Here is a 20,281-nt window from a genome sequence, read left to right as displayed (position 1 = left end):
GCTAAATCGGCATCTTATTGGTGGTAAGTTACTGTTTTTCAGTGGTTAGCACTGGGGTTTATTGGTTAGAATAGCTCCATAGATAAGCTAGGCCCAACGGACTTATGGCTAAAAACACCGCGTTTTCCCTTTTAAGCAGTGTGATTTTACTGATATTAAGCGCTCTGACCCTAGTCGGACAGCTGCCAGCGGCTTATGCGCTTGGCGCTGGCTTGCTGCTGGGTTGGTTTGGTAATGCGCACTATGCCTATCTGGAAACTGGCACTATTGGCAAATGGGCGTCGTTACTGCTCAAAATCGCCATTGTATTATTGGGACTGACCTTACCCATAGGTTCTTTATTGGAAAATGCGCAGCAAGGCTTTTGGTTAACGCTCGGCGTGATTGGCGGAACCTTACTGGTGGGATTAATAGCAGCTAAGCTCTTGAAACTTAACCAAGAACAAGGTTGGCTGATCAGTTCCGGCACCGCCATTTGTGGTGGCAGCGCCATTGCCGCAGTAGCCTCTTCGATCAAAGCGCAGCCAGCCAATGTGGTTATTTCATTAGCGATCGTCTTTTTATTAAACGCTGCCGCCCTCTTTATCTACCCCGCTATTGGCCATTGGTTTGGACTGAGCCAAAACCAATTTGGGCTGTGGGCCGCGATTGGTATTCACGATACTTCCAGCGTCGTCGGAGCCGCAGCGCAATACGGCAACCAAGCGCTGGATGTAGCCACCACTACCAAACTGGCACGCGCGTTATGGATTATTCCAGTTGCCCTACTCGCCTCAATAAGCCAACAGGGTGGTAGTTTCAAACTACAAATCCCATGGTTTATCGTTTTGTTCATTATCGCCAGTATTGTGGGCTCGTATCTCCTCACGCTTGATATAGAGCTTGAGCAAACCTTAGCTTATCTCAAAACCCTCGCGAAAAATGTATTCGCTTTGAGTCTTTTATGGATGGGCGCAACTTTGAATAAAAGCGCACTCAAAAGCTTATCGCCCAAAGCGTTGCTGCTGGGGATTAGCTTGTGGCTGGCAATTTCTGCTATCAGCCTTTATCTAATTATTCGGTATTTCTGATGTTTGCTTTTCAATTCGATCACTTGAACCGACACGGAGAATTGCGACAAGATCCGCAATTGCTGCAGCAATTATTTAGCGGTAATAGAATCAAGATTTTACCCATCTATAAGCAGGTTATTGCCGCCAAAGAAGACTCTCTAGCTTGGCTGACTAAAGACCAACTGACATCTCAAATTGGCGACTTATCACGGCACCATTTAATTTATCTTGGCAAAGTCGAAAACGACTCAATTCACTATTGCGCCTACCGTATGCCTTCTGCAACAGCCTTAATAGAGCTTGCGCACACTGTCGGCGCACAAACCTATGGGCTACGCGATATTGCCAAGATACTCACCGCGCAAGATGGCTATCTTGCGAACGTTGCCAGCGCCCTTAATCAATGGCATTCGAGTCATCAATACTGCGGTTTCTGCGGTGCTGAAACTTTTGCCAGCAGCTTAGGTTTTGTTCGCCGCTGTAGCAATAATGATTGCCAAAAAGACCATTTCCCACGCACCGATCCAGCCATTATCGTCGCCATTAGCCATACCGACGAAAATGGCGAAGAACAGCTTTTATTAGGCCGCCAAGCCAGCTGGCCAGAAAAGCGTTATTCGCTAGTCGCCGGTTTTGTCGAACCTGGAGAAAGTTTAGAGCAAGCGGTCAAACGCGAAGCGCTTGAAGAAGCTGGGATCGAAGTAACCAATGTCCAGTACCAAGCCTCACAACCTTGGCCCTTTCCACAATCGGTCATGCTTGGTTTTAGTGCGACCGCGATTAATCAGCAGATTCAGCTCCAAGATCAAGAGCTTGAAGATGCAGGCTGGTTCAGCCGCCAAAAAATTAACCAGCTGCTCAAGCAAGACGAACTACTGTTGCCTATGGAGTTTTCCATTTCCAGAATGTTAGTAGAGCAATGGCGAAATAAATGATTGCTATTTTTGCCTTAACTTTTTCTTACTAAAATCTGAAGACTAGCTTGGCGAATTCTTAACTTTATGTAAAGTAATCTGACGTTGTGGACAAAGATTTTTTCTAATGTCACACTTTTTAAATTTTTCTCGCCAAATTTACAATTTATTACTTGCCTAACCCCCGCTTAAACCTCTACATTGGAGCTGTAACCATAAAATTGTCGGCTAGCAAAATATAGTGTCATGGTTGACCGCTAAACAGCACAACCAAAAGCAATAATAAAAATTTTGACATACCAAACTATTAAAAGCTGAATAGTAATAGCTGAGCCTTGAAGGAACTTGTATTAATTGTAATGAATGGAGAAAACAGTTTATGGCGAAATTTAGAGTGTTGGGCGGTGACTTCAAGACAGGACGAGGTCGATTTACCATCCGCAATTTTTCACTGCCGAGTTTTAATCGAAAAGCCTTATTTGAAACCGTTGCTTTAAAAGAGGTTTTTCACATTAGTCGCGCGCCAATGGATATGTTGGAAGTGATTATCAAGGATCCTGAGCAGTTAAAACTGGTTAGACAAAATCCCGAACAAACTACCTTTATCGCAACCCTAAAAGATAAACGCAAATTTATTGGTATTGCCGATAAGCAAACGTTTATTAAATTAGTCGAGGCGCTAAGAAGTCAAAAAGATCGAAAAGTCGCGCCTAACGCAGTGGCTTCCAGCTGATATTGAGCTAGTGTTGCGGCCAAACAATTAGCGTTTGATTGGAAAAGTTAACACTTCCTCAATATTGATGATCGATTGTTGGATCATTAGTAATCGATCCAAGCCTAATGCGACCCCAGAGCAATCGGGTAAGCCCGCCTCTAAAGCCCGAATAAAAGCTTGATCGATCTCAATAGTTTCTAAGTTATTGCTTTGTCGCCACTTATTGTCAACGTCAAAACGGTTCCGTTGGGCTTTCGGATCTTCTAATTCAAAAAAACCATTCGCTAATTCAAAACCATCCACATAGACTTCAAACCGACTGGCCACCGCAGGGTTATCCTTATCAAGTCGTGCTAAAGATGATTGACTCGCCGGATAATCGTAGATAAAGGTAATGCTGTTGGCTTGGCCTAAGTGTGGTTCAATTTTTGCCTCAAACAATAAGCTTAAATAGTCATCAAACTCTAAATCCGCTGGCAGTTCACCTAACACGTTTTGTGATAAATTTTTAAGCTCTGTTAGCGAAATGGTAAATGGATCAAAGGATAAAAATCGCTCAAAGACCTGCTGATAGGAATAGTCAATTCGAGTACGCTGCCCAAGCACCTCAAGCAACAACTCAAACACTTCCCGCATCAAATCCCAATGATCAAAACCAACTCGATACCACTCCAGCATGGTAAACTCAGGATTGTGTCGCGCGCCCGACTCTTCTAGCCGAAACGCCTTACAGATTTGATAAATCGAACCCGACCCCGCCGCTAACAACCGCTTCATTGCATACTCTGGCGAGCTTTGCAGAAACCCCTTTTGATACTCCCCTGCTTTTTTAAAAACACCATCGACCCGCATCGAGTACATATAGCGATCCGTTACCCCATGTTCCATCAACAAAGGCGTCTCAACTTCTAAAACTTTTTTTCCCGCAAAAAAATTACGGATTAGTGAATTTAGCTCAGCACGAGCCTTAAGGGTTTGGATAGAGCAGGTGGGTTTCCAAGACATAATGTTATAGATTGCTTCGCTTCACTCGCAATGACGATATTAATTTTAGCGTAGGAAAAGCTTTGCGAAAGCGCTGAGTTTACCACCAGTAAATGAGCACTTGAGCAAAGCTAATAACAGAGTATCAAAGTAATTTAGCTGTTTTAAGCGCGGGATACATATTCGTTTGTGCGCGTATCGATTTTTAATTTGTCGCCTATATTCACAAACAAAGGTACTCGCACCACCGCGCCAGTATGCATGGTCGCAGGCTTAGAGCCGCCGCCTGAGGTATCGCCTTTTAAACCAGGATCGGTATCGGTTACTTCTAATTCGACAAAATTTGGCGGAGAAACTTGGATAGGATTGCCATTCCATAAAGTGATGTGGCATTTATCTTGTTCAATCAAATACTTGGCGTTGTCACCCACCGCTTTAGAGTCTGCCGAAACTTGCTCGAAGGTATCGGGATCCATAAAATACCAAAACTCACCATCGGTATATAGATACTCCATTGAAGTATCTAAAACATCGGCAGTTTCAATTGATTCGCCTGACTTGAAAGTTTTTTCGACGGTACGGCCCGTTAACAAGTATAATACCTTGGTTTTGCTGAAGGCTTGGCCTTTACCTGGGCGCACAAATTGATTATCGACCACACTGCATGGCTCGCCATCCAGCATGATTTTCAGACCATTGCGCAGATCGTTGGTGGTTATAGTACCCATAAATCCTCTAAATTTAGCTAATTATGATTCAAAACGTGCAGATTCTAGCTCAAAACGCCGCCTATTGGCAGGATCATGAGTGGAAAAAGTTACTCTCTAATGCGATTGAGTCACCGGTAGAGCTACTAAAGTTGCTCGATTTAGCGCCGCAACAACTGCCTAACGCCATTGATATTCAGCAAAAATTCCCGCAAAAAGTCCCTTTGCCTTTTATTGCGCGAATGGAAAAGGCCAATCCAAAAGATCCGCTGTTACGACAAGTGTTGCCGCTAGCCCAAGAAAATCAAGCCACCGAGGGCTTTAGTGCAAACCCGCTTGAGGAAAAGCCGCAATCCATTCCGGGGCTGTTACACAAATACCAATCGCGAGTTTTGTTTATGTTGGCGACTCACTGCGCGATTAATTGCCGTTACTGTTTTCGACGGGAATTTCCTTATGCCGAAAATCGGGCAAGCCGCGAGGATTGGCGGCGGCTAAAGGACTATATTGCAACTGATCCCAAAATAAACGAAGTGATTATTAGTGGCGGCGATCCCTTGGCGGTTAGTGATAAGTACCTATTCGACTTTATAAGTTTTATCGAATCGATCCCGCAAATCAAACGTCTGCGTATCCACACTCGCTTGCCAGTCGTTATTCCACAGCGGATAACCCAGAGTTTAGTCAGCAGATTTGAGCAAAGTCCTTTACAATTGGTGATGGTGGTTCATATCAACCATGCCAACGAAATTGATGATAACGTCAAAAACGCCATGACGACGCTGAAAAAAGCGGGCGTTCATTTACTCAATCAAAGTGTCTTATTACGAGGCGTCAACGACTCGGCCAAAACGCTTACTGAACTTAGTGAGCGACTCTTCGATGCGCAGATCCAGCCTTATTATTTGCACCTTTTGGATAAAGTGAGTGGTAGCTCACATTTTGATGTATCTCAATCCGAAGCCTTGCAACTGTTGGCGCAATTGCAAAAGCAAGTTGCTGGATTTTTAGTGCCGAAATTGGTTCGCGAAGAAGCGGGTAAACCGAATAAAACCTTGATAAATTTGACTAGTTAAATCAATAACTTGGGATAGAAAAGCCTAGATTTCCACTGCTTCATTCGCTAATATGTAGCTATAATTAGGTTGTGACAAGGAGCATGGGATGGCCTTAACGGAAGGCAAGCTAGGCTTAACCATAAGAGTTAAGTCCGGAACAGGAGTTTCAGAAATACCAAACACGCCTCGCAAGATCCAATCTTGGATCCGAGAGTTGCCCGTTATTGATCTTGGCGAAAGTGCTTCGTCAGTATTTCACCTACTTTACGATCTTAACCAATCCCAGTTTTCACCCAAAGAGCGTTTACAGCTATTAGAAGCAACGCGCGAAACCTGCGATGAATTAGTAGGAGCCTTGTCTGAAACCTATATCCATAGCCCGCTAAATTATGCCCCTAAGCTGCGCTCAGCCTCTGAGCTGGTGCATGCTCTTGCTAGTGAACAGGTATTTGGCTATAACGCGGTGATCGAAGATATAATGCTGGATGCGGAGCTGGTGGATAAATATCGCCACTCACTATTACCTGCGGCCTGCGCTAATTCTCTTAAAGGCCAGGGCTTGATCCAATTGCAACGCTACCAGTTGTATAAAACTGTTGGCAGTAAAGTCTGGGAACAACAAAACGCCATTTATCAAGCGGCTAAACAACAAGACTTTTTTGAGCATAAGCTCAAAGGAGATACCGCTGACTTACATTCAGTAAAACACCAATTGTTGAAAAATATCAGTCTATCTACCTGCAATCCGTTTCAAATGAAGCACGGCGAAGTCAATGAGTCCTATCAGATCCTTGATCAACTGGCACCATTGATTCAGCTACAACCGAAGATTGACGCTTTGTGCCTGTATGCCTATTCGGTGCAGAAAAACATTGCGCCCCAACCAAGCGACGCCATTGATTCGGACGATGACGATTGGATCGGCATAAATTTAACCGAGGCGGTTAATGCCATCGAAAACAATGCGATTGAGAATCGCGATGGTTTTTTAAGTCTTTTTAAACGCAGCACGCGACTGGAAATCACTGACAGCTTAAAGCTGCACCTGTTAAGCCATTGGAAAAGCGTTAAAAGTCGTAACTTTATTCGTGTTAATACCGACGACTCTACCCAAGCAGCTATTGGTATGGCGGCTTCACATCACTTCTTAGTCGAACGGGCAGGCAGTGAAGTACGAGAGCGCTTTTTTGGTAAGAAAAAACCCAAGCCAGTATTTGAGTCTAGCGGTTTAAGTTTATCCAGCGAAGACGATAGTCAGCATGCCTTTGTCTGGCGTCGCGAGAACCATTTTGGAGCAGAAGCTAACAAACAAAAAGCAGACGATGCTTTTCAGTCAATATACAAGCCTCGCAGCTATGAGGAAATTAAGGAACAAAAACAAGATAAGCCCTTTAAAGAATTTAAGTCACGCCCAGCTTATGAGTGGGTGAAAGGCTTGATTAAGGACGTGAGTCCCGCGGGCTTTTGTTTGGCCTTTGAGCAATCCCCCTCGCAGCATGTAGAAAGCAATGAATTAGTGACCATACAAAATTACAGAGATGGCGAAATTCAATACAACTTAGGACTTATTCGTTGGAATCGCTGGCATGATAACGATACTTTTTTAATCGGAGTGGAGCTGATTTCACCCCAAGCCACTCCGGTCAGAGCTACCCTAGACTGGGATTACGCCAAGCCAGCTTATCACCACAATGGATTGTTATTGCCGGAAATGCCAAATATTGGAGTGGATGCTAGTATTATTCTACCGCCAATGGGCTATCGCTCTGGGCAAACCGTTGCCATAATGACTCCTGAGCAGGAATACAAAGTCGAGTTGACCAAACGAGTTTTGCAAACGTCCAACTTTTTGCAATTTCACTATCAACCCAAATAGCAGCCTATAGGGTTAGAGCTTATAGGTTTAAAATTGGGCTAGTCGTGTTAAGATTTAGCGAAAGTAAGCTTTCACTTTAGTAATGGTAAGAATACTGTTAAATTTGTGCCTTAGTTATGATTTTTTATTTTAAATCTCGTTATTATGAGCTCCAACTCGGAGTTCGTGCGCTTAACCCAATCGATAAAATAAAATGAGCAAAGCAAAACACATCAATACCTTAATCTTTTCGACGTCGGCGAATGCTTGTGAAGAAATTGCCAGCCAATTAAAAAATCAGGGCTTGGCGATTCGCCATCAGCAAATCAACAATAGCGAACAGCTCAGCGAGCAGATTAAAGCCAAAACTTGGCATCAAGCAATTTTTGTGGGTGAGTCCGACAATTTAAGTATTGAGCAAGCGATGGGCTTACTCAAATCCCAAAAAACGATTCTACCTACGGTCTACCTTACCGCTGATCCGAGCGAAGAGTACCGCCTTGCAATGATGCGCAAAGGCATTACCGACTGTGTGGGTAAAGATAATTTTGATTTATTGGGCTGGGTAGTTAAGCGCGATCAAAAAACCGTTGCCTACGAGTTAGGAAAGCAAGAAGCTTTTAAGCAGGTTTTAGAAACCACTAAACGCAATGAACTGCTGCTAGATAGTTCCAAAGATGCGATAGCCTACATCGCCGAAGGGATGCATATTTATACCAATCCTACTTACTCAGAGCGCTTTGGTTATGATAACGATGATTTAATTGCTTTAACTCTAATGGATATGGTTGCTCCGTCAGCGACTCAAACAGTCAAAGACTTGCTCAAACAGCAAAAAGAAACTGACGAAGAAGTCGAAGCGATTATCAAGTGCAAAAAAGCAGATGCTACTGAGTTTGAAGCCAACTTCATTTTATCTTCTGCCATTTATGATGAAGAGCCTTGCCTGCAATTATTAGTTCGTGAGGTCGCTGATCAAACCGAGCTGATGGCGAAACTCAAAGAAGTTAGCTCCACAGATCAGGTAACGGGTTTACTAAACCGCCCCGCTTTCTTGAAAAAGCTGACTCAAGCGGTGGCCCAATCCGAAGAGTCGGGCATTGACGCGATTTTATATTTTATCGAAATCGATCAAATTCAAGATTACCAAAGCCAGTTCGGCATTGCCGCCTGCGACGAGTTATTGAAAGGCTTAGGGGACTGGTTGTCTACAGAATGCCCTGAGAATGCCAGTAAAGGCCGCATTAGCGATAGTAGCTTTGCTGTAATGCTCAGTGATTCGGAAAACTTGCCCAGCGAATTAGCCCGTCAATTAGTGGACAATATTAAAAATGCTAACTTTGACCTTGCCGGACAAACCGTCAATCTCACTTTAAGTATTGGCACCGTGACCACTACCGAAAATCAGCTTGAGTCTGGTAAATTGTTAGCTCAAGCTAACGCTATTTGCACCAAAGTAAAGAGCGAAGGCGGCGACAGCTACAAAATCTTTAACCCGACCGTTGATACACTTCTGAGCGAACAAGAAAAAGCTATTTATGAAGAGTTCCTAGAAGCTAAGGAAATGGATCGAATTCGAGTGCAGTATCAGCCGATGATGCCGCTTAAAGGTAGCAGTAATCGCCAATACCTATCCTTTTTCCGTTACCAGAACGAACAAGGTGAGTTAATTTTAGGCGAAGGTATTTTCGAAATTTTCGAAAAGCTCGGAGTTGATGCCGATATTGATCGCTTAAGCATTAAAACGGCTTTAAAAGAGTTGGCGGATAAAGATAAAGATAAGCGCTTAAAACTTTTCACTAAGCTAAGCCCTGGTACTTTGGTTACAGAAGATTTGATCGAGTGGCTGCTGACTAAAATTGAGAATGCAGTAATTGAAACCAATCAGATCGTACTCTGTGTTGAAGCCACTGTTGCGCAAGCTTACCTTAACCGAGTTATCTTGCTCAGTGAAGCCCTTTCCGATTGCGATATTGGTCTTTGTATTAACAATGTTGCAATCACCGATAAAGAGTTGGTTAGTTCTATCAAGCCCACTTACATCACGCTTAGCGGAGAGTTCATCGAAACCATTAAAAACGAAGGTACAGAAAAGGTACTTGCAGTAACTAATGCCGCTTCGCAAAACAACATTATGACCATTGCAACTAAATTAGAAGATGCTTCCACCTTGGCGCAAATCTGGCCACTGGGGATAGACTTTGCGATGGGTAACTATGTCTCGAAACCCCTCAACAGTATGAATTACGACTTCACCGATAACGACTTCTAGCCACTAGCGGTCGTTATCGCTTAATTTAGCTGCTCTAATTGTTCGAACAAATCCACTAAAGCGTTAATCTCGCCATGTTGAATCACCGCATCGGCAGCTTGATTAACCTTTGGCTTGGCGTGATACGCAATCCCCAGCCCAGCTTGCTGCAACATTTTTAGATCGTTTGCACCATCACCAACAGCCATGGTTTGTCTGGGCGATAAAGCATATTCTTTAGTCCAAAGCTTAAGAGCCTTGGCTTTTTCTTCGGCATTAATAATGATGCCATCGACTTCGCCCGACAGCTGCTGATTGTTAAGCGCTAGCTGATTGGCTTTGATTTTGGCAAAGGGGATACTTTTTTGCAGCTGTTGCGCAAAAGGCATAAAACCGCCCGAAGCGATTGCAAGCTTAGCTTTTGCGACCAACAAATATTCGCAAAGCTCTACAATTCCAGGGTTAAAAGTCAGTTCTTGCGCGATCTGCCCGATGCTATTTTGGGGCAGCCCTTTAAGCAATTTAACTCGCTCAATAAGACTTTGATTAAAATCTAATTCGCCTCGCATTGCCGCTTCAGTAATGGTAGCAACTTTTGATTCTACCCCTGCCTTAGCAGCCAACCTATCGATAACCTCCACAGGAATAAGGGTCGAATCCATATCAAAGACCACGAGTTTAGGTAGACGTAATAAGTAATTACTTTTTATAAAATCGAATGGTCCGTTAAGTAGTAATTCCTTAATAGCTTGCCATTCACTGTGCGAAGTCTTTATTTGCGACGGTGACTGATCTTTTGTGTCCATTTGCAACAAAACAATAAAGTCACAAGCCTGTAGTTTCTGGCTAGTTTGACTAATAATCTTGAGTTGCGGAAAAACCTTAAGCAGAGTTTGAATAAACTCTTGATCCGCTTGATGGTAACCGAGTAGGTAAAGATAAAAAGGCATTGAGTATCGAGATTATTTCAATATGATGTATGTTATATTAACAAAAAAACTTAGGAATACTAGCGGTGATATTCCGACGAGCTGTCGTCAAGCAATTATCCAACAAAAACCTTATTTTACTGTTGCTATTAGCCGCCGTTCTTTTAGCCTTGCATAGCTATTTTGCGAATTTGCTAGTCAACTATCAGTCGACCCGGTTTTATCAGCAGCAACAACAAGCATCGCAACAGCAGATAGTCGATGAAGCCAAAACACAACTATCGCCAAGCTTATCTTCATTGGATATAGACTCGCTTACTCAAGCCTCCCAGCAAATCGCCGGCTTGGAGCTAGTTGAAGCCATTCGAGTTTTCGACATAAACGGACAGCAGCTTTATCCAACAACTTTTGAAGCGGACCTTAACTCCAATGAAAACACCAAAGCAAGCGAATTAGTGCTTGATGGTGAGATTTATGGCTATTTGCTCTTAGCATTTACCCACCCAACCGCCAACCAATTCCAAGCCCAGTATTGGTTATATATTTCAGCTCTGCTGCTATGGCTATTATTCGCCGCTCTTTTGATTGGCTTGAAAAGGAGCTCTAAAACCCGCGCGGTTACAACTGAAGCGAATGCACCTAGCGTTAGCAAAATAACGCCTAAACAAGAACTGCAGCAACTTCTTAAACGCAATAAAAAGCAAAAAATTGAAACTCCGGTGGAAGCCTTACTGATCATTAGTGCTAACTGGGAATCTTTACCTATACGCACCGAATTAGTTTCCTTACTTAATCGCTGGACCGCTCATGCTAAAGCCATCATCATGGAATTTGATAGTGACCTATTACAACTTGGTCTTACCGAAAGCTTAAGCAACCAGCAGCTACAGCAAATTCAAGCCTTAGAGCTTAGCCTTCAACAATTAAAGCTAAAGCCTACTCTTTTAATTCATAGCTTAAGTTTTAGCCAGTCTATTTACCAACATTTTTTCCAAGTGGTTAGCACTGGGATTTGGACCGAGCACCATTTAGAACCTGGCGAAATAGCAACCGAGAGTAACGAGCAAGCGACAACTGAAGTTATCGAAATTGATATTGAAGATATTGGGATAGTGGAATTAATTAAGCTACCCAAAATTAAAGCCGAACAAAGTATGGCTATCGAGCGGCAAAGCCGTTTTTATTTACAATAAACAATCTGCAATAAAACGGCCTTGGAATGCCTTTACAGTAATTGCGCTAATCTTTGCTTTCCACCGCCATACCATCAACGCGCTGAAAACCTCTGGGCAACTTACTGCCTCGACGACCACGCTCACCACGATAATGCTCAAGATCCTTTGGCTTCAAGGTTAGATGACGTTTGCCCGAATAAATCACCAGAGAATCAAGCTCAGAAACCACCGCTATCGCGACAACATACTCTTCACGCAACTTCAAACGCGGCGTCGGTATACTAATAATCTTATTACCTTTTCCTTTCGCCAACTCTGGCAAGTCTTTTAAAGGAAACACCAACATTCGCCCCTCGTTAGAGACCGCAACACAATATTGGTTATCATAATCGTTAACGCGGCGCGGCTTTAATACTTTTGAACCCGCAGGTAAGGAGATAAAAGCTTTACCATTTTTCGTTTTGGTCACTAAATCTGAAAATTTGCCCACAAAGCCATAGCCAGCGTCAGAGGCGAATAAAAATTGCTGTTCATCTTCGCCCATGATGGTAGCAAGAAACTCAGCACCAGCCACTGGATTCACTCGGCCGGTCACCGGTTCGCCCAATCCACGTGCCGATGGCAGAGTATTGGCCAGTAGAGAAAAAGTACGTCCCGTGGAATCAAGGAATACCGCATACTGATTAGACTTGCCTTTACTCGAATCCAAGTAGCTATCGCCAGAACGATAATTCATGCCAGCAGCATCAATATCATGTCCCTTGGCGCAGCGCACCCAGCCTTTTTCTGATAAAACCACAGTCACTGGCTCGGTAGGCATTAGATCCGTCTCCGATAACGCTTTTGCCTCATCGCGCTCGACAATTTGTGAACGACGCGTATCGCCGAATTGCTCCGCAGCTTCTTTAATTTCCTTTTTGATCAAAGTTTTCATACGGGCTTTAGAGCCAAGCGTCAATTGTAAATAATCAGCCTCGTCTTCTAATTCTTCTTGCTCCGCCCGGATTTTCATTTCTTCGAGCTTAGCCAAATGGCGAAGCTTTAACTCTAAAATCGCTTCGGCTTGTCGATCACTGATGTCGAAACGTTCCATAAGCTTTGGTTTCGGTTTGTCTTCGGTGCGGATAATCTGGATCACTTCGTCAATATTCAGAAAAGCAACCAGCAAACCGTCTAAAATATGCAGCCTATCCATCACCTTATCGAGGCGGAACTGCAAACGGCGACGTACCGTTTCAAAACGATAATCGAGCCATTCTTTTAGGAAAGCACGCAAGTTTTTGACCTGTGGGCGACCATCAATACCAATCACATTCATGTTCACGCGATAGGTTCGTTCAAGATCGGTAGTGGCAAACAAATGACGCATTAACTCATCAAGATCAACACGGTTAGAGCGCGGAATAATTACTAAGCGGGTAGGATTTTCATGATCCGATTCATCCCGTAAATCTGAAACCATGGGTAATTTTTTTGCCTGCATTTGTGCCGCGATTTGCTCTAACACTTTCGAGCCAGAGACTTGATGCGGCAATGCATCAATCACCACTTCGCCATCTTCAACCTCAAAACGCGCACGCATTCGTATCGAACCGCGTCCCTTTTCATACAACTCCAAGATCTCTTTAACCGGCGTGATAATTTCCGCATCGGTCGGGAAGTCAGGGCCTTGAATATGCTCCATTAGTTCAGGAATATCAGCTTTCGGATGCTCCAATAAATGCACACAAGCACTGGCCACTTCGGTTAAGTTATGGGGTGGAATATCAGTCGCCATACCCACCGCGATACCCGTGGTGCCGTTTAAGAGCAAATTCGGTAACCTAGCCGGTAGCACTTTTGGCTCTTGCATAGTGCCATCAAAATTAGGAACCCAATCCACCGTGCCTTGACTGACTTCGTTGAGCAATACCTCCGAGTAAGCCGCTAAACGTGATTCGGTATAACGCATTGCAGCGAATGACTTTGGATCGTCCGGAGCACCCCAGTTGCCCTGCCCATCCACCAGTGGATACCGATAGGAAAACGGTTGCGCCATTAGCACCATAGCTTCGTAACAAGCAGAATCGCCATGTGGGTGGAACTTACCCAACACATCACCAACGGTACGAGCAGATTTTTTATATTTAGCGGTAGCCTTTAAACCCAACTCGCTCATGGCATAAACAATTCGCCTTTGCACTGGCTTTAAACCATCCCCAATATGCGGCAGGGCGCGATCCATGATGACATACATGGAGTAATTTAAGTAAGCCTGCTCGGTAAACTCTGCTAGGGATTTCTGCTCAATACCTTCGTAATTCATTTCTTCAGTCATTAGGGTTCTCTAATTTTTACTCTTAACTATCCACTGGCTTAGAAGTCCGCTTTATTGCCTTCTTTTTCTAACCAGTTTTTACGATCGGCTGCCCGCTTTTTAGACAATAACATATCCATCATTTTTTCAGAGTTATCGCCACCATCAATCGTCAGCTGTACTAGGCGTCGTGTTTCTTGCGCCATGGTAGTTTCCCGTAGCTGCTTAGGGTTCATTTCACCCAAACCTTTAAAGCGTTGAATTTGCACCTTGCCACGTTTTTTCTCAGCCTTAATCAGATCCAAGACGCCTTCTTTTTCACCTTCATCCAACGCATAATAAACGTCTTTACCAATATCAATTCGATACAAAGGTGGCATCGCCACATACACATGACCAGCTCTAACCAAAGGTCTAAAATGTCTTAAAAATAAGGCGCAAAGTAAGGTTGCAATGTGCAACCCGTCCGAGTCGGCATCAGCCAAAATACAAATTTTACCGTAACGTAACTTGGATAAATCATCGGAATTAGGATCAAGACCAATCGCCACCGAAATATCGTGTACTTCTTGCGAAGCTAGAATCTGTGTCGAATCCACTTCCCAAGTATTTAAGATTTTTCCTCGCAGTGGCATGATGGCCTGAAATTCTTTATCTCGCGCTTGCTTAGCCGAACCGCCCGCGGAATCCCCCTCCACCAAAAACAGCTCACTGGCCATCGCATCTTGGCCGACACAATCAGCGAGTTTTCCCGGAAGCGCAGGACCTTGAGTGACTTTTTTACGCGCTACTTTTTTACCAGCCCGCATCCGCTTATGAGCATTAGCAATAGCTCGTTCAGCCAGTAAGTCACCAACGGTTGGATTCTGATTAAGCCATAAACTAAAGGCATCTTTGACTACCCCAGCAACAAAAGTAGCACACTGGCGCGATGACAGTCTTTCTTTGGTTTGGCCAGAAAACTGGGGGTCGTCAAGCTTCACTGACAAGACATAAGATATGCGCTCCCACATATCATCCGCAGTGAGTTTGACTCCGCGAGGTAACAAATTTCGGAACTCACAAAATTCCCGCATGGCATCGATCACGCCATTCCTTAAACCATTAACGTGCGTGCCACCTTGCGCTGTGGGGATCAAGTTAACATAAGATTCAGCCAAACAATCACCGCCTTCAGGCAACCACATAAAGGCCCAATCCACCGCTTCGGACTCACCTTGCATAGAGCCGGTAAAAGGCTCATCCGGTAACTTTTCAAAGCCACCCGCAGTTTCCAACAAATAAGCGGTTAATCCATCTTCATACAGCCACTCTTCCTTTTCGCCTTTCTTCTTGTTATCGAAAATGACTTTTAAGCCTGGACACAAAATCGCTTTGGCTTTTAATAAATGCAGTAAGCGTGAAACAGAAAATTTATCCGAATCGAAATACTGAGGATCGGGCCAAAACTTGACCGAAGTGCCGGTATTGCGTTTACCTACCTCGCCAGTAACTTCTAAATCTGTTTTCTTAAAGCCGTCTTCAAAGGCCATTGCGTATTGCTTACCATCGCGCTTGACCGTGACTTCCACTCGTTTGGATAAGGCATTGACCACCGAGATCCCAACGCCGTGCAAACCGCCTGAAAATTGATAGTTTTTATTCGAGAATTTACCGCCGGCGTGGAGTTTACTTAAGATCAGCTCCACTCCGGGAATACCTTCTTCGGGATGAATATCCACAGGCATCCCGCGACCATCATCCAGCACTTCAAGTGAATCGTCTTTATGCAAAATCACCTGCACCGTGCGCGCATGACCGGCTAAGGCTTCGTCCACACTGTTATCGATAACTTCTTGTGCTAGATGGTTGGGGCGGCTGGTGTCCGTGTACATACCTGGACGTTTTTTAACGGGTTCGAGGCCACTTAAAACCTCGATCGCTTCTGCATTATATTGCTGATTCGACATAAATTTTAGGTCTAAAAATAATAAGTATGGGGATTATTATTGTTTCAGTCAGTAGGCTTAAAGCGCGTTCGATTGCGCTTCCCACGGCTACTTATCCTATAAAGCTCGATCCGCAAGTGCAAGTAAAATATTGGGAATTTTAGTGATAGCGGCAGAATCCGCTTTAGTAACCGCCCGCAGCATGATCGAGGCTTAATTCAAACTCTTGCAAGCGCTCTACTTGAGTCTCAAAGCGTCCATTAGGATAGCAACAAAAGCGTCGATAACCGGGCATCTCCTCACTAACGGCAAATTCAGTCGCCTCTTTTTTAAACTGAATACAAGTAGAAGGTACGCCATAATAGTCCACCCCACCTTGGGTTATGTGTAGCTCTTGATGAATATGACCAAAACCACAGGCCTTAATTTGTTGTTGGCTCGCTAAGAACTCAGTAAAAGCTTCGCAATTTTTAATCCCCAAGACATCGATCCAATCCGTCTTGGAATAAACCGGATGATGATGAGTGAAGACTAGAGTGGGTTTTTGCTCGCTAGCAACTTGCTGCGCCAACCACTGCATTTCGGTTTCATCGATATAACCAAAAACTTCACCTTTAACTTGGCTATGCGCTAATAATAGCTGCCAATAGCTGCTGCTAAATTGTTTTTGAGTGGAAATGTTCTTCTGAGAAAGAATTTGCTCCAGTAGCTCCTGCTCGTCATGATTACCCGCCAAACATAAAACAGGACAAGCAAATTGCTCCATCTGTTGGGCGAAAAACTGATAGGACTCTACCGAATAATCTTGTGATATATCGCCGGTTACCACAATCGCATCGATTGAACTTTCTTGCTGTTGGATGAGACCCAAGATGGCCAAAAAGCTCTGGCGCGTATTGACCCCTAATAAGCAGCCCTCAGGATCGGCAAACAAGTGCGGATCTGAGATCTGAATTAGGTTAAAAGTTGCGCTAGCAGAATGTAAAAAGGCTGTTGTCAAAAGCAATAACTACTTGATTTTCAAAACGTTATCATTATTCACTAATTTTTAGCACAAAAATGCCAAATCGGTCTTATTATGGCCAGTTGCTTGTCCATTCTCAAGGCAAAAGCTTAGCCATTCGCCTAAAAAACGGTTTAATTGTAGCTTTTCATCGGCCTGTTTCATTTGTGCATTAGGCACTGGATACACGGGCGGCAACATAGAATCACTCACGCCAGAGAGTATTTCCGCCATTTGCGCATCATGATACAGCCGTACGTAAAAGTTTCTTGCCAATACTTTTACCGAATCGGCTTGTTGTAACTGAAACGTTTGGGTATGGCGACTTTGTTGCACCAACTTGATCAATAAATCCGGCTGTTGGGCAATTCTAATCCTAGCACTAAAATCTTCGGCCAATTGCGCATCTTTGTTCGGCAACAGTTGACACATTTTGGCATAATTCGAGGCGCACAAGGCCATAAAAGCTTTGAGATTAGGTTGATATTTTTTTCTTTGCGCCATCATTTAATAAAACGAATCCAGTTGCCAAATTATAAGTGTAACTCTGATTCATTTAAGAAAAACCATTGCACTGCAATCAGAGCCATCGCATTATTAATACGCCCTTGGCGTAACATTTGCAAGAGTTTTTGCTTGTCAATGCGGTGTACTTTAATGTCTTCGTGCTCGGTTTCTAAACCGGCAAATTCAGCCACCTTGTGCGCATCAGTGAGCGCTAAAAACAAGGCCACCCGCTCCGTTGAGCCGCCGGGACTGACCCAATAATCGACAATTGGGATCATTTTTTTGATAGTAGCTCCAGCTTCTTCGAGCGACTCACGTTCAGCTACTTGCTGATAATCCTCGCCAGATTCAACCATCCCGGCCACAACTTCGAGCAACCAAGGCGATACGGGATCATGTAAAGCGCCGATCCGCAGCTGTTCAACCATGACAAATTCCTGTAATTTAGGGTCATACAGTAACACCCCTACAGCGTCATCTCGGACTAATATTTCTCTTTGTACCGAATGTTGCCAATCACCGCTGTACTTCAAATGATCAAAGCACAGCTTTTTCAAACTCATAAAACCGCTATAAAGACTGGTTTCTTGTTTAATTTTCACTTGCTGCTTGCTAAAAGGTGTTTTCACGAGCTATCTCTTTGTTTTTGCTGGATTAAGTGCTGATTTTGCCTCTGTAAATGCCAATATTTATATCGCTTTTATCAGAGCCTTCATAATCTGTTACACTTCGCGTATTGTTTGAAATATCAATAACTTTTATTCTAAACGCTGGAGAAGGAGATAGCATGCAAAACCTCAATCAGTTTAATCCTGAACAAGCACGAATGAATATGGTGGAACAACAAATTCGGCCTTGGCAGATGTTTGATAATACTGTATTGGATTTATTTGCGGCTATGCCTCGCCATCAATTCGTACCTAAGGATTATGAGCAATTAGCTTATTCTGATTGCCGGATTCCTTTAAGTCAAAACCAGTATATGATGCCGCCGCGCGAAGAGGCGCGGATGTTGCAGGCGCTAAAAGTCCAACCGAGTGATCTGGTATTGGAGGTGGGTAGCGGCAGCGGCTTTGTGAGCGCTCTTTTGGCAAATTTAAGCCATAAAGTTTACAGCGTAGACATTATTGCTGATTATTTAGAACAAGCAAAAAACCTCAACGAAGACTTGGGGTTGACCAATATAGAGTTTGAAGAAGGCGATGCGTCGAATGGTTGGCCTCATTATGGGCCATATGATGCGATTGCTATTTGCGGCGGTTTTTTTGAGCTACCAATCAGCTTTAAAAAATCTCTGGCGATTGGCGGGCGACTGTTTTGCTTTCAAGGGCAAACGCCAGCCATGCAGGCCAAGTTAATTACTCGGGTAAGCGAAGATAAGTGGCTTGAAGAAAATTTATTCGAGTCGGATATTGAATTATTAATTAATGCCAAAAAGCCTGAAAAATTTATTTTTTAGTAAAGACATAAAAGAGAAAAAACAATGAAAAAACATTTGATAGCCTTGTCGCTAAGCCTAGCTTTTAGCTCTAATTTTGCAGCTGGTGCTGAAACGGTGAGCTTATCTAACGCAGGCAAAACTGACTTGCTAAACATTTATCGTCAAGCCTTACAAAACGATACCCAATACAAAATCAGCGCTGCTAATTTGCGTGCTAGCGAGCAAGGTGTAAGCATCAGCCGCTCGAGCCTTTTACCACAAATTAGTGGCAGCGCTTCTCGTTCCAAAAGTGACAATGATCGTGATACGGTGATCAGCGGCGCAGCGGTGCTTGATGGCATACAATCAGGATTTGATAATGACGTTAATTACACCACCAATTACCGGGTACAGCTTAACCAATCCCTATTTAATTGGGGTAATTGGGTTGCACTGGATCAAGCAGAGCTTAGAGTAAGAGCATCAGAGCTAACCCATGGTGCCAACTTACAAGATTTGATGAGCCGTTCTGTGCAGGCTTACTTTAATGTCTTGTCTGCCGAAGAAAACTTAACTACTACCCAAGCAGAGCTTGAGACATTAGGAAAGCAGCTGGATTTTATTCGCGAACAGTATGAATCTGGCCTTGCTAACGCTACCGATTTTCTTAATGCGCAAGCAAATTACGATCAATCTGTAGCCAATGAAGTAACCATAAAAAACACCCTATCCATTGCTAAAGAGTCACTGCGTCAATTAACTAATAATTATTATGTACAGCTTGAAGGTTTAGGTGACGAAGTAGACCTTAAGGAGCCAATGCCGAACAATATTGATGACTGGACTCGGGTCGCTGCACAAGAAAATTTGAGCTTAAGAGCGCAACAAATGAATGTCAAAGTTGCAAAGAAAGAAATCGAACGTAATAGAAGCGGCCACTACCCCTCTTTGGATCTTAACCTGTCTTACTCAGATAATGATTCGGATAATAATAGATTAAGTATCGACGGCGGCGGCAGTTCAACCTCTAGAACCAACAGCGAATCTGACGGTTATAATGCGGGAATCACCTTATCAGTCCCCATTTTTACAGGCTTCAGAACCAGCGCTCAAACCGAGCAAGCGCGACAAAATTACCTAAGCTCTAGCCATCAACATGAGCAAACTGCGCGTCAAGTGCAAGCATCAGCGCGCAATGCCTTTACTGCGTTAGAGTCTGCAATTGCCTCATTCAGGGCCTATAAACGTAGCCTTGAATCCAACAGAAGCTCATTGGACGCAACTCAAGAGGGCTATCAAGCGGGTATCCGTAATATCATTGACGTACTCACTGCGACTCGAAGTTATTACAATGCACGCCGAAACCTAACTCGCGCCAAATACGATTATTTGATTAATGGGGTTAACCTAAAACTAGCAGCTGGAACCCTGACTGAGCAGGATTTAGAAACCATTAACCAGTTACTGCTAAAGTATTAGCGCAAGAG

The 20,281-nt window shown here is 43.8% G+C and carries 17 protein-coding genes; 9 read left to right on the top strand and 8 right to left on the bottom strand.

The genetic code is table 11. The features are described from left to right. Positions 1–104: 104 nt before the first annotated feature. From NFS34_RS07035 to NFS34_RS07025, 3 genes are all read left to right on the top strand, one after another. On the top strand, positions 105–1,070 hold the full coding sequence (locus NFS34_RS07035) for a YeiH family protein (RefSeq protein ID WP_251359232.1): 966 nt from the start codon (positions 105–107) through the stop codon (positions 1,068–1,070). Beyond that, positions 1,070–1,987, top strand: a complete 918-nt coding sequence (gene nudC, locus NFS34_RS07030; protein ID WP_251359231.1) for an NAD(+) diphosphatase — start codon at positions 1,070–1,072, stop codon at positions 1,985–1,987. The genes NFS34_RS07035 and nudC overlap by 1 nt, the downstream gene beginning before the upstream one ends. 358 nt (positions 1,988–2,345) lie before the next feature. Next, positions 2,346–2,699, top strand: a complete 354-nt coding sequence (locus NFS34_RS07025; protein WP_251359230.1) for a hypothetical protein — start codon at positions 2,346–2,348, stop codon at positions 2,697–2,699. Between the two features lie 27 nt (positions 2,700–2,726). On the opposite strand, the gene epmA is transcribed toward NFS34_RS07025, so the two are convergent. Further along, the gene (gene epmA / locus NFS34_RS07020; RefSeq protein WP_251359229.1) at positions 2,727–3,686 is read right to left on the bottom strand and encodes an EF-P lysine aminoacylase EpmA; all 960 of its coding nucleotides are present in this window, start codon (positions 3,684–3,686) and stop codon (positions 2,727–2,729) included. A gap of 143 nt (positions 3,687–3,829) precedes the next feature. Continuing rightward, positions 3,830–4,393, bottom strand: coding sequence for an elongation factor P (efp, locus tag NFS34_RS07015; protein WP_251359228.1), 564 nt, complete (start codon positions 4,391–4,393; stop codon positions 3,830–3,832). Positions 4,394–4,416: 23 nt separating this feature from the next. Between efp and epmB the strand changes: the two genes are divergently transcribed. From epmB to NFS34_RS07000, 3 genes are all read left to right on the top strand, one after another. Beyond that, entirely contained in the window at positions 4,417–5,448 is a 1,032-nt protein-coding gene (gene epmB, locus NFS34_RS07010) for an EF-P beta-lysylation protein EpmB (RefSeq protein ID WP_251359227.1), read from the top strand. Between the two features lie 88 nt (positions 5,449–5,536). Beyond that, complete coding sequence (locus tag NFS34_RS07005; protein ID WP_251359226.1) at positions 5,537–7,306, top strand: hypothetical protein; 1,770 nt, start codon at positions 5,537–5,539, stop codon at positions 7,304–7,306. Positions 7,307–7,499: 193 nt separating this feature from the next. After that, entirely contained in the window at positions 7,500–9,557 is a 2,058-nt protein-coding gene (locus NFS34_RS07000) for an EAL domain-containing protein (protein WP_251359225.1), read from the top strand. Positions 9,558–9,577: 20 nt separating this feature from the next. Here the strand turns inward: NFS34_RS07000 and serB are convergent, their stop codons facing one another. Continuing rightward, positions 9,578–10,486 carry a phosphoserine phosphatase SerB gene (serB, locus tag NFS34_RS06995; protein ID WP_251359224.1) on the bottom strand — a complete coding sequence of 303 codons (909 nt, stop codon included), beginning with the start codon at positions 10,484–10,486 and terminating at the stop codon, positions 9,578–9,580. A gap of 65 nt (positions 10,487–10,551) precedes the next feature. On the opposite strand from serB, the gene NFS34_RS06990 reads away from it, so the two are divergent. After that, positions 10,552–11,658, top strand: coding sequence for a hypothetical protein (locus NFS34_RS06990; RefSeq protein ID WP_251359223.1), 1,107 nt, complete (start codon positions 10,552–10,554; stop codon positions 11,656–11,658). Positions 11,659–11,704: 46 nt separating this feature from the next. Here the strand turns inward: NFS34_RS06990 and parC are convergent, their stop codons facing one another. From parC to NFS34_RS06965, 5 genes are all read right to left on the bottom strand, one after another. After that, entirely contained in the window at positions 11,705–13,957 is a 2,253-nt protein-coding gene (gene parC / locus NFS34_RS06985) for a DNA topoisomerase IV subunit A (RefSeq protein ID WP_251359222.1), read from the bottom strand. Between the two features lie 38 nt (positions 13,958–13,995). Then, the gene (parE, locus tag NFS34_RS06980; RefSeq protein WP_251359221.1) at positions 13,996–15,885 is read right to left on the bottom strand and encodes a DNA topoisomerase IV subunit B; all 1,890 of its coding nucleotides are present in this window, start codon (positions 15,883–15,885) and stop codon (positions 13,996–13,998) included. 163 nt (positions 15,886–16,048) lie between these two features. Continuing rightward, complete coding sequence (cpdA, locus tag NFS34_RS06975) at positions 16,049–16,864, bottom strand: 3',5'-cyclic-AMP phosphodiesterase (RefSeq protein WP_251359220.1); 816 nt, start codon at positions 16,862–16,864, stop codon at positions 16,049–16,051. Positions 16,865–16,912: 48 nt separating this feature from the next. Continuing rightward, a complete protein-coding gene (locus NFS34_RS06970; protein ID WP_251359219.1) occupies positions 16,913–17,371 on the bottom strand; it encodes a DUF1249 domain-containing protein in 459 nt (152 codons plus the stop codon). Positions 17,372–17,400: 29 nt separating this feature from the next. After that, positions 17,401–18,003 (bottom strand): NUDIX domain-containing protein, encoded by a 603-nt coding sequence (locus NFS34_RS06965; RefSeq protein WP_251359218.1) that lies wholly within the window; start codon positions 18,001–18,003, stop codon positions 17,401–17,403. A 158-nt stretch (positions 18,004–18,161) separates the two neighbouring features. Here NFS34_RS06965 and NFS34_RS06960 point away from each other — a divergent pair, with 158 nt between their 5' ends. Beyond that, positions 18,162–18,833, top strand: coding sequence for a protein-L-isoaspartate O-methyltransferase (locus tag NFS34_RS06960; RefSeq protein ID WP_251359217.1), 672 nt, complete (start codon positions 18,162–18,164; stop codon positions 18,831–18,833). 24 nt (positions 18,834–18,857) lie between these two features. Next, complete coding sequence (locus NFS34_RS06955) at positions 18,858–20,273, top strand: TolC family outer membrane protein (RefSeq protein WP_251359216.1); 1,416 nt, start codon at positions 18,858–18,860, stop codon at positions 20,271–20,273. Positions 20,274–20,281 lie beyond the last annotated feature (8 nt).

The sequence above is a fragment of the Kangiella sp. TOML190 genome, from assembly GCF_023706045.1.
Classification (GTDB): Bacteria; Pseudomonadota; Gammaproteobacteria; order Enterobacterales; family Kangiellaceae; genus Kangiella.
This window is presented reverse-complemented; position numbering and strand designations above follow the sequence as displayed.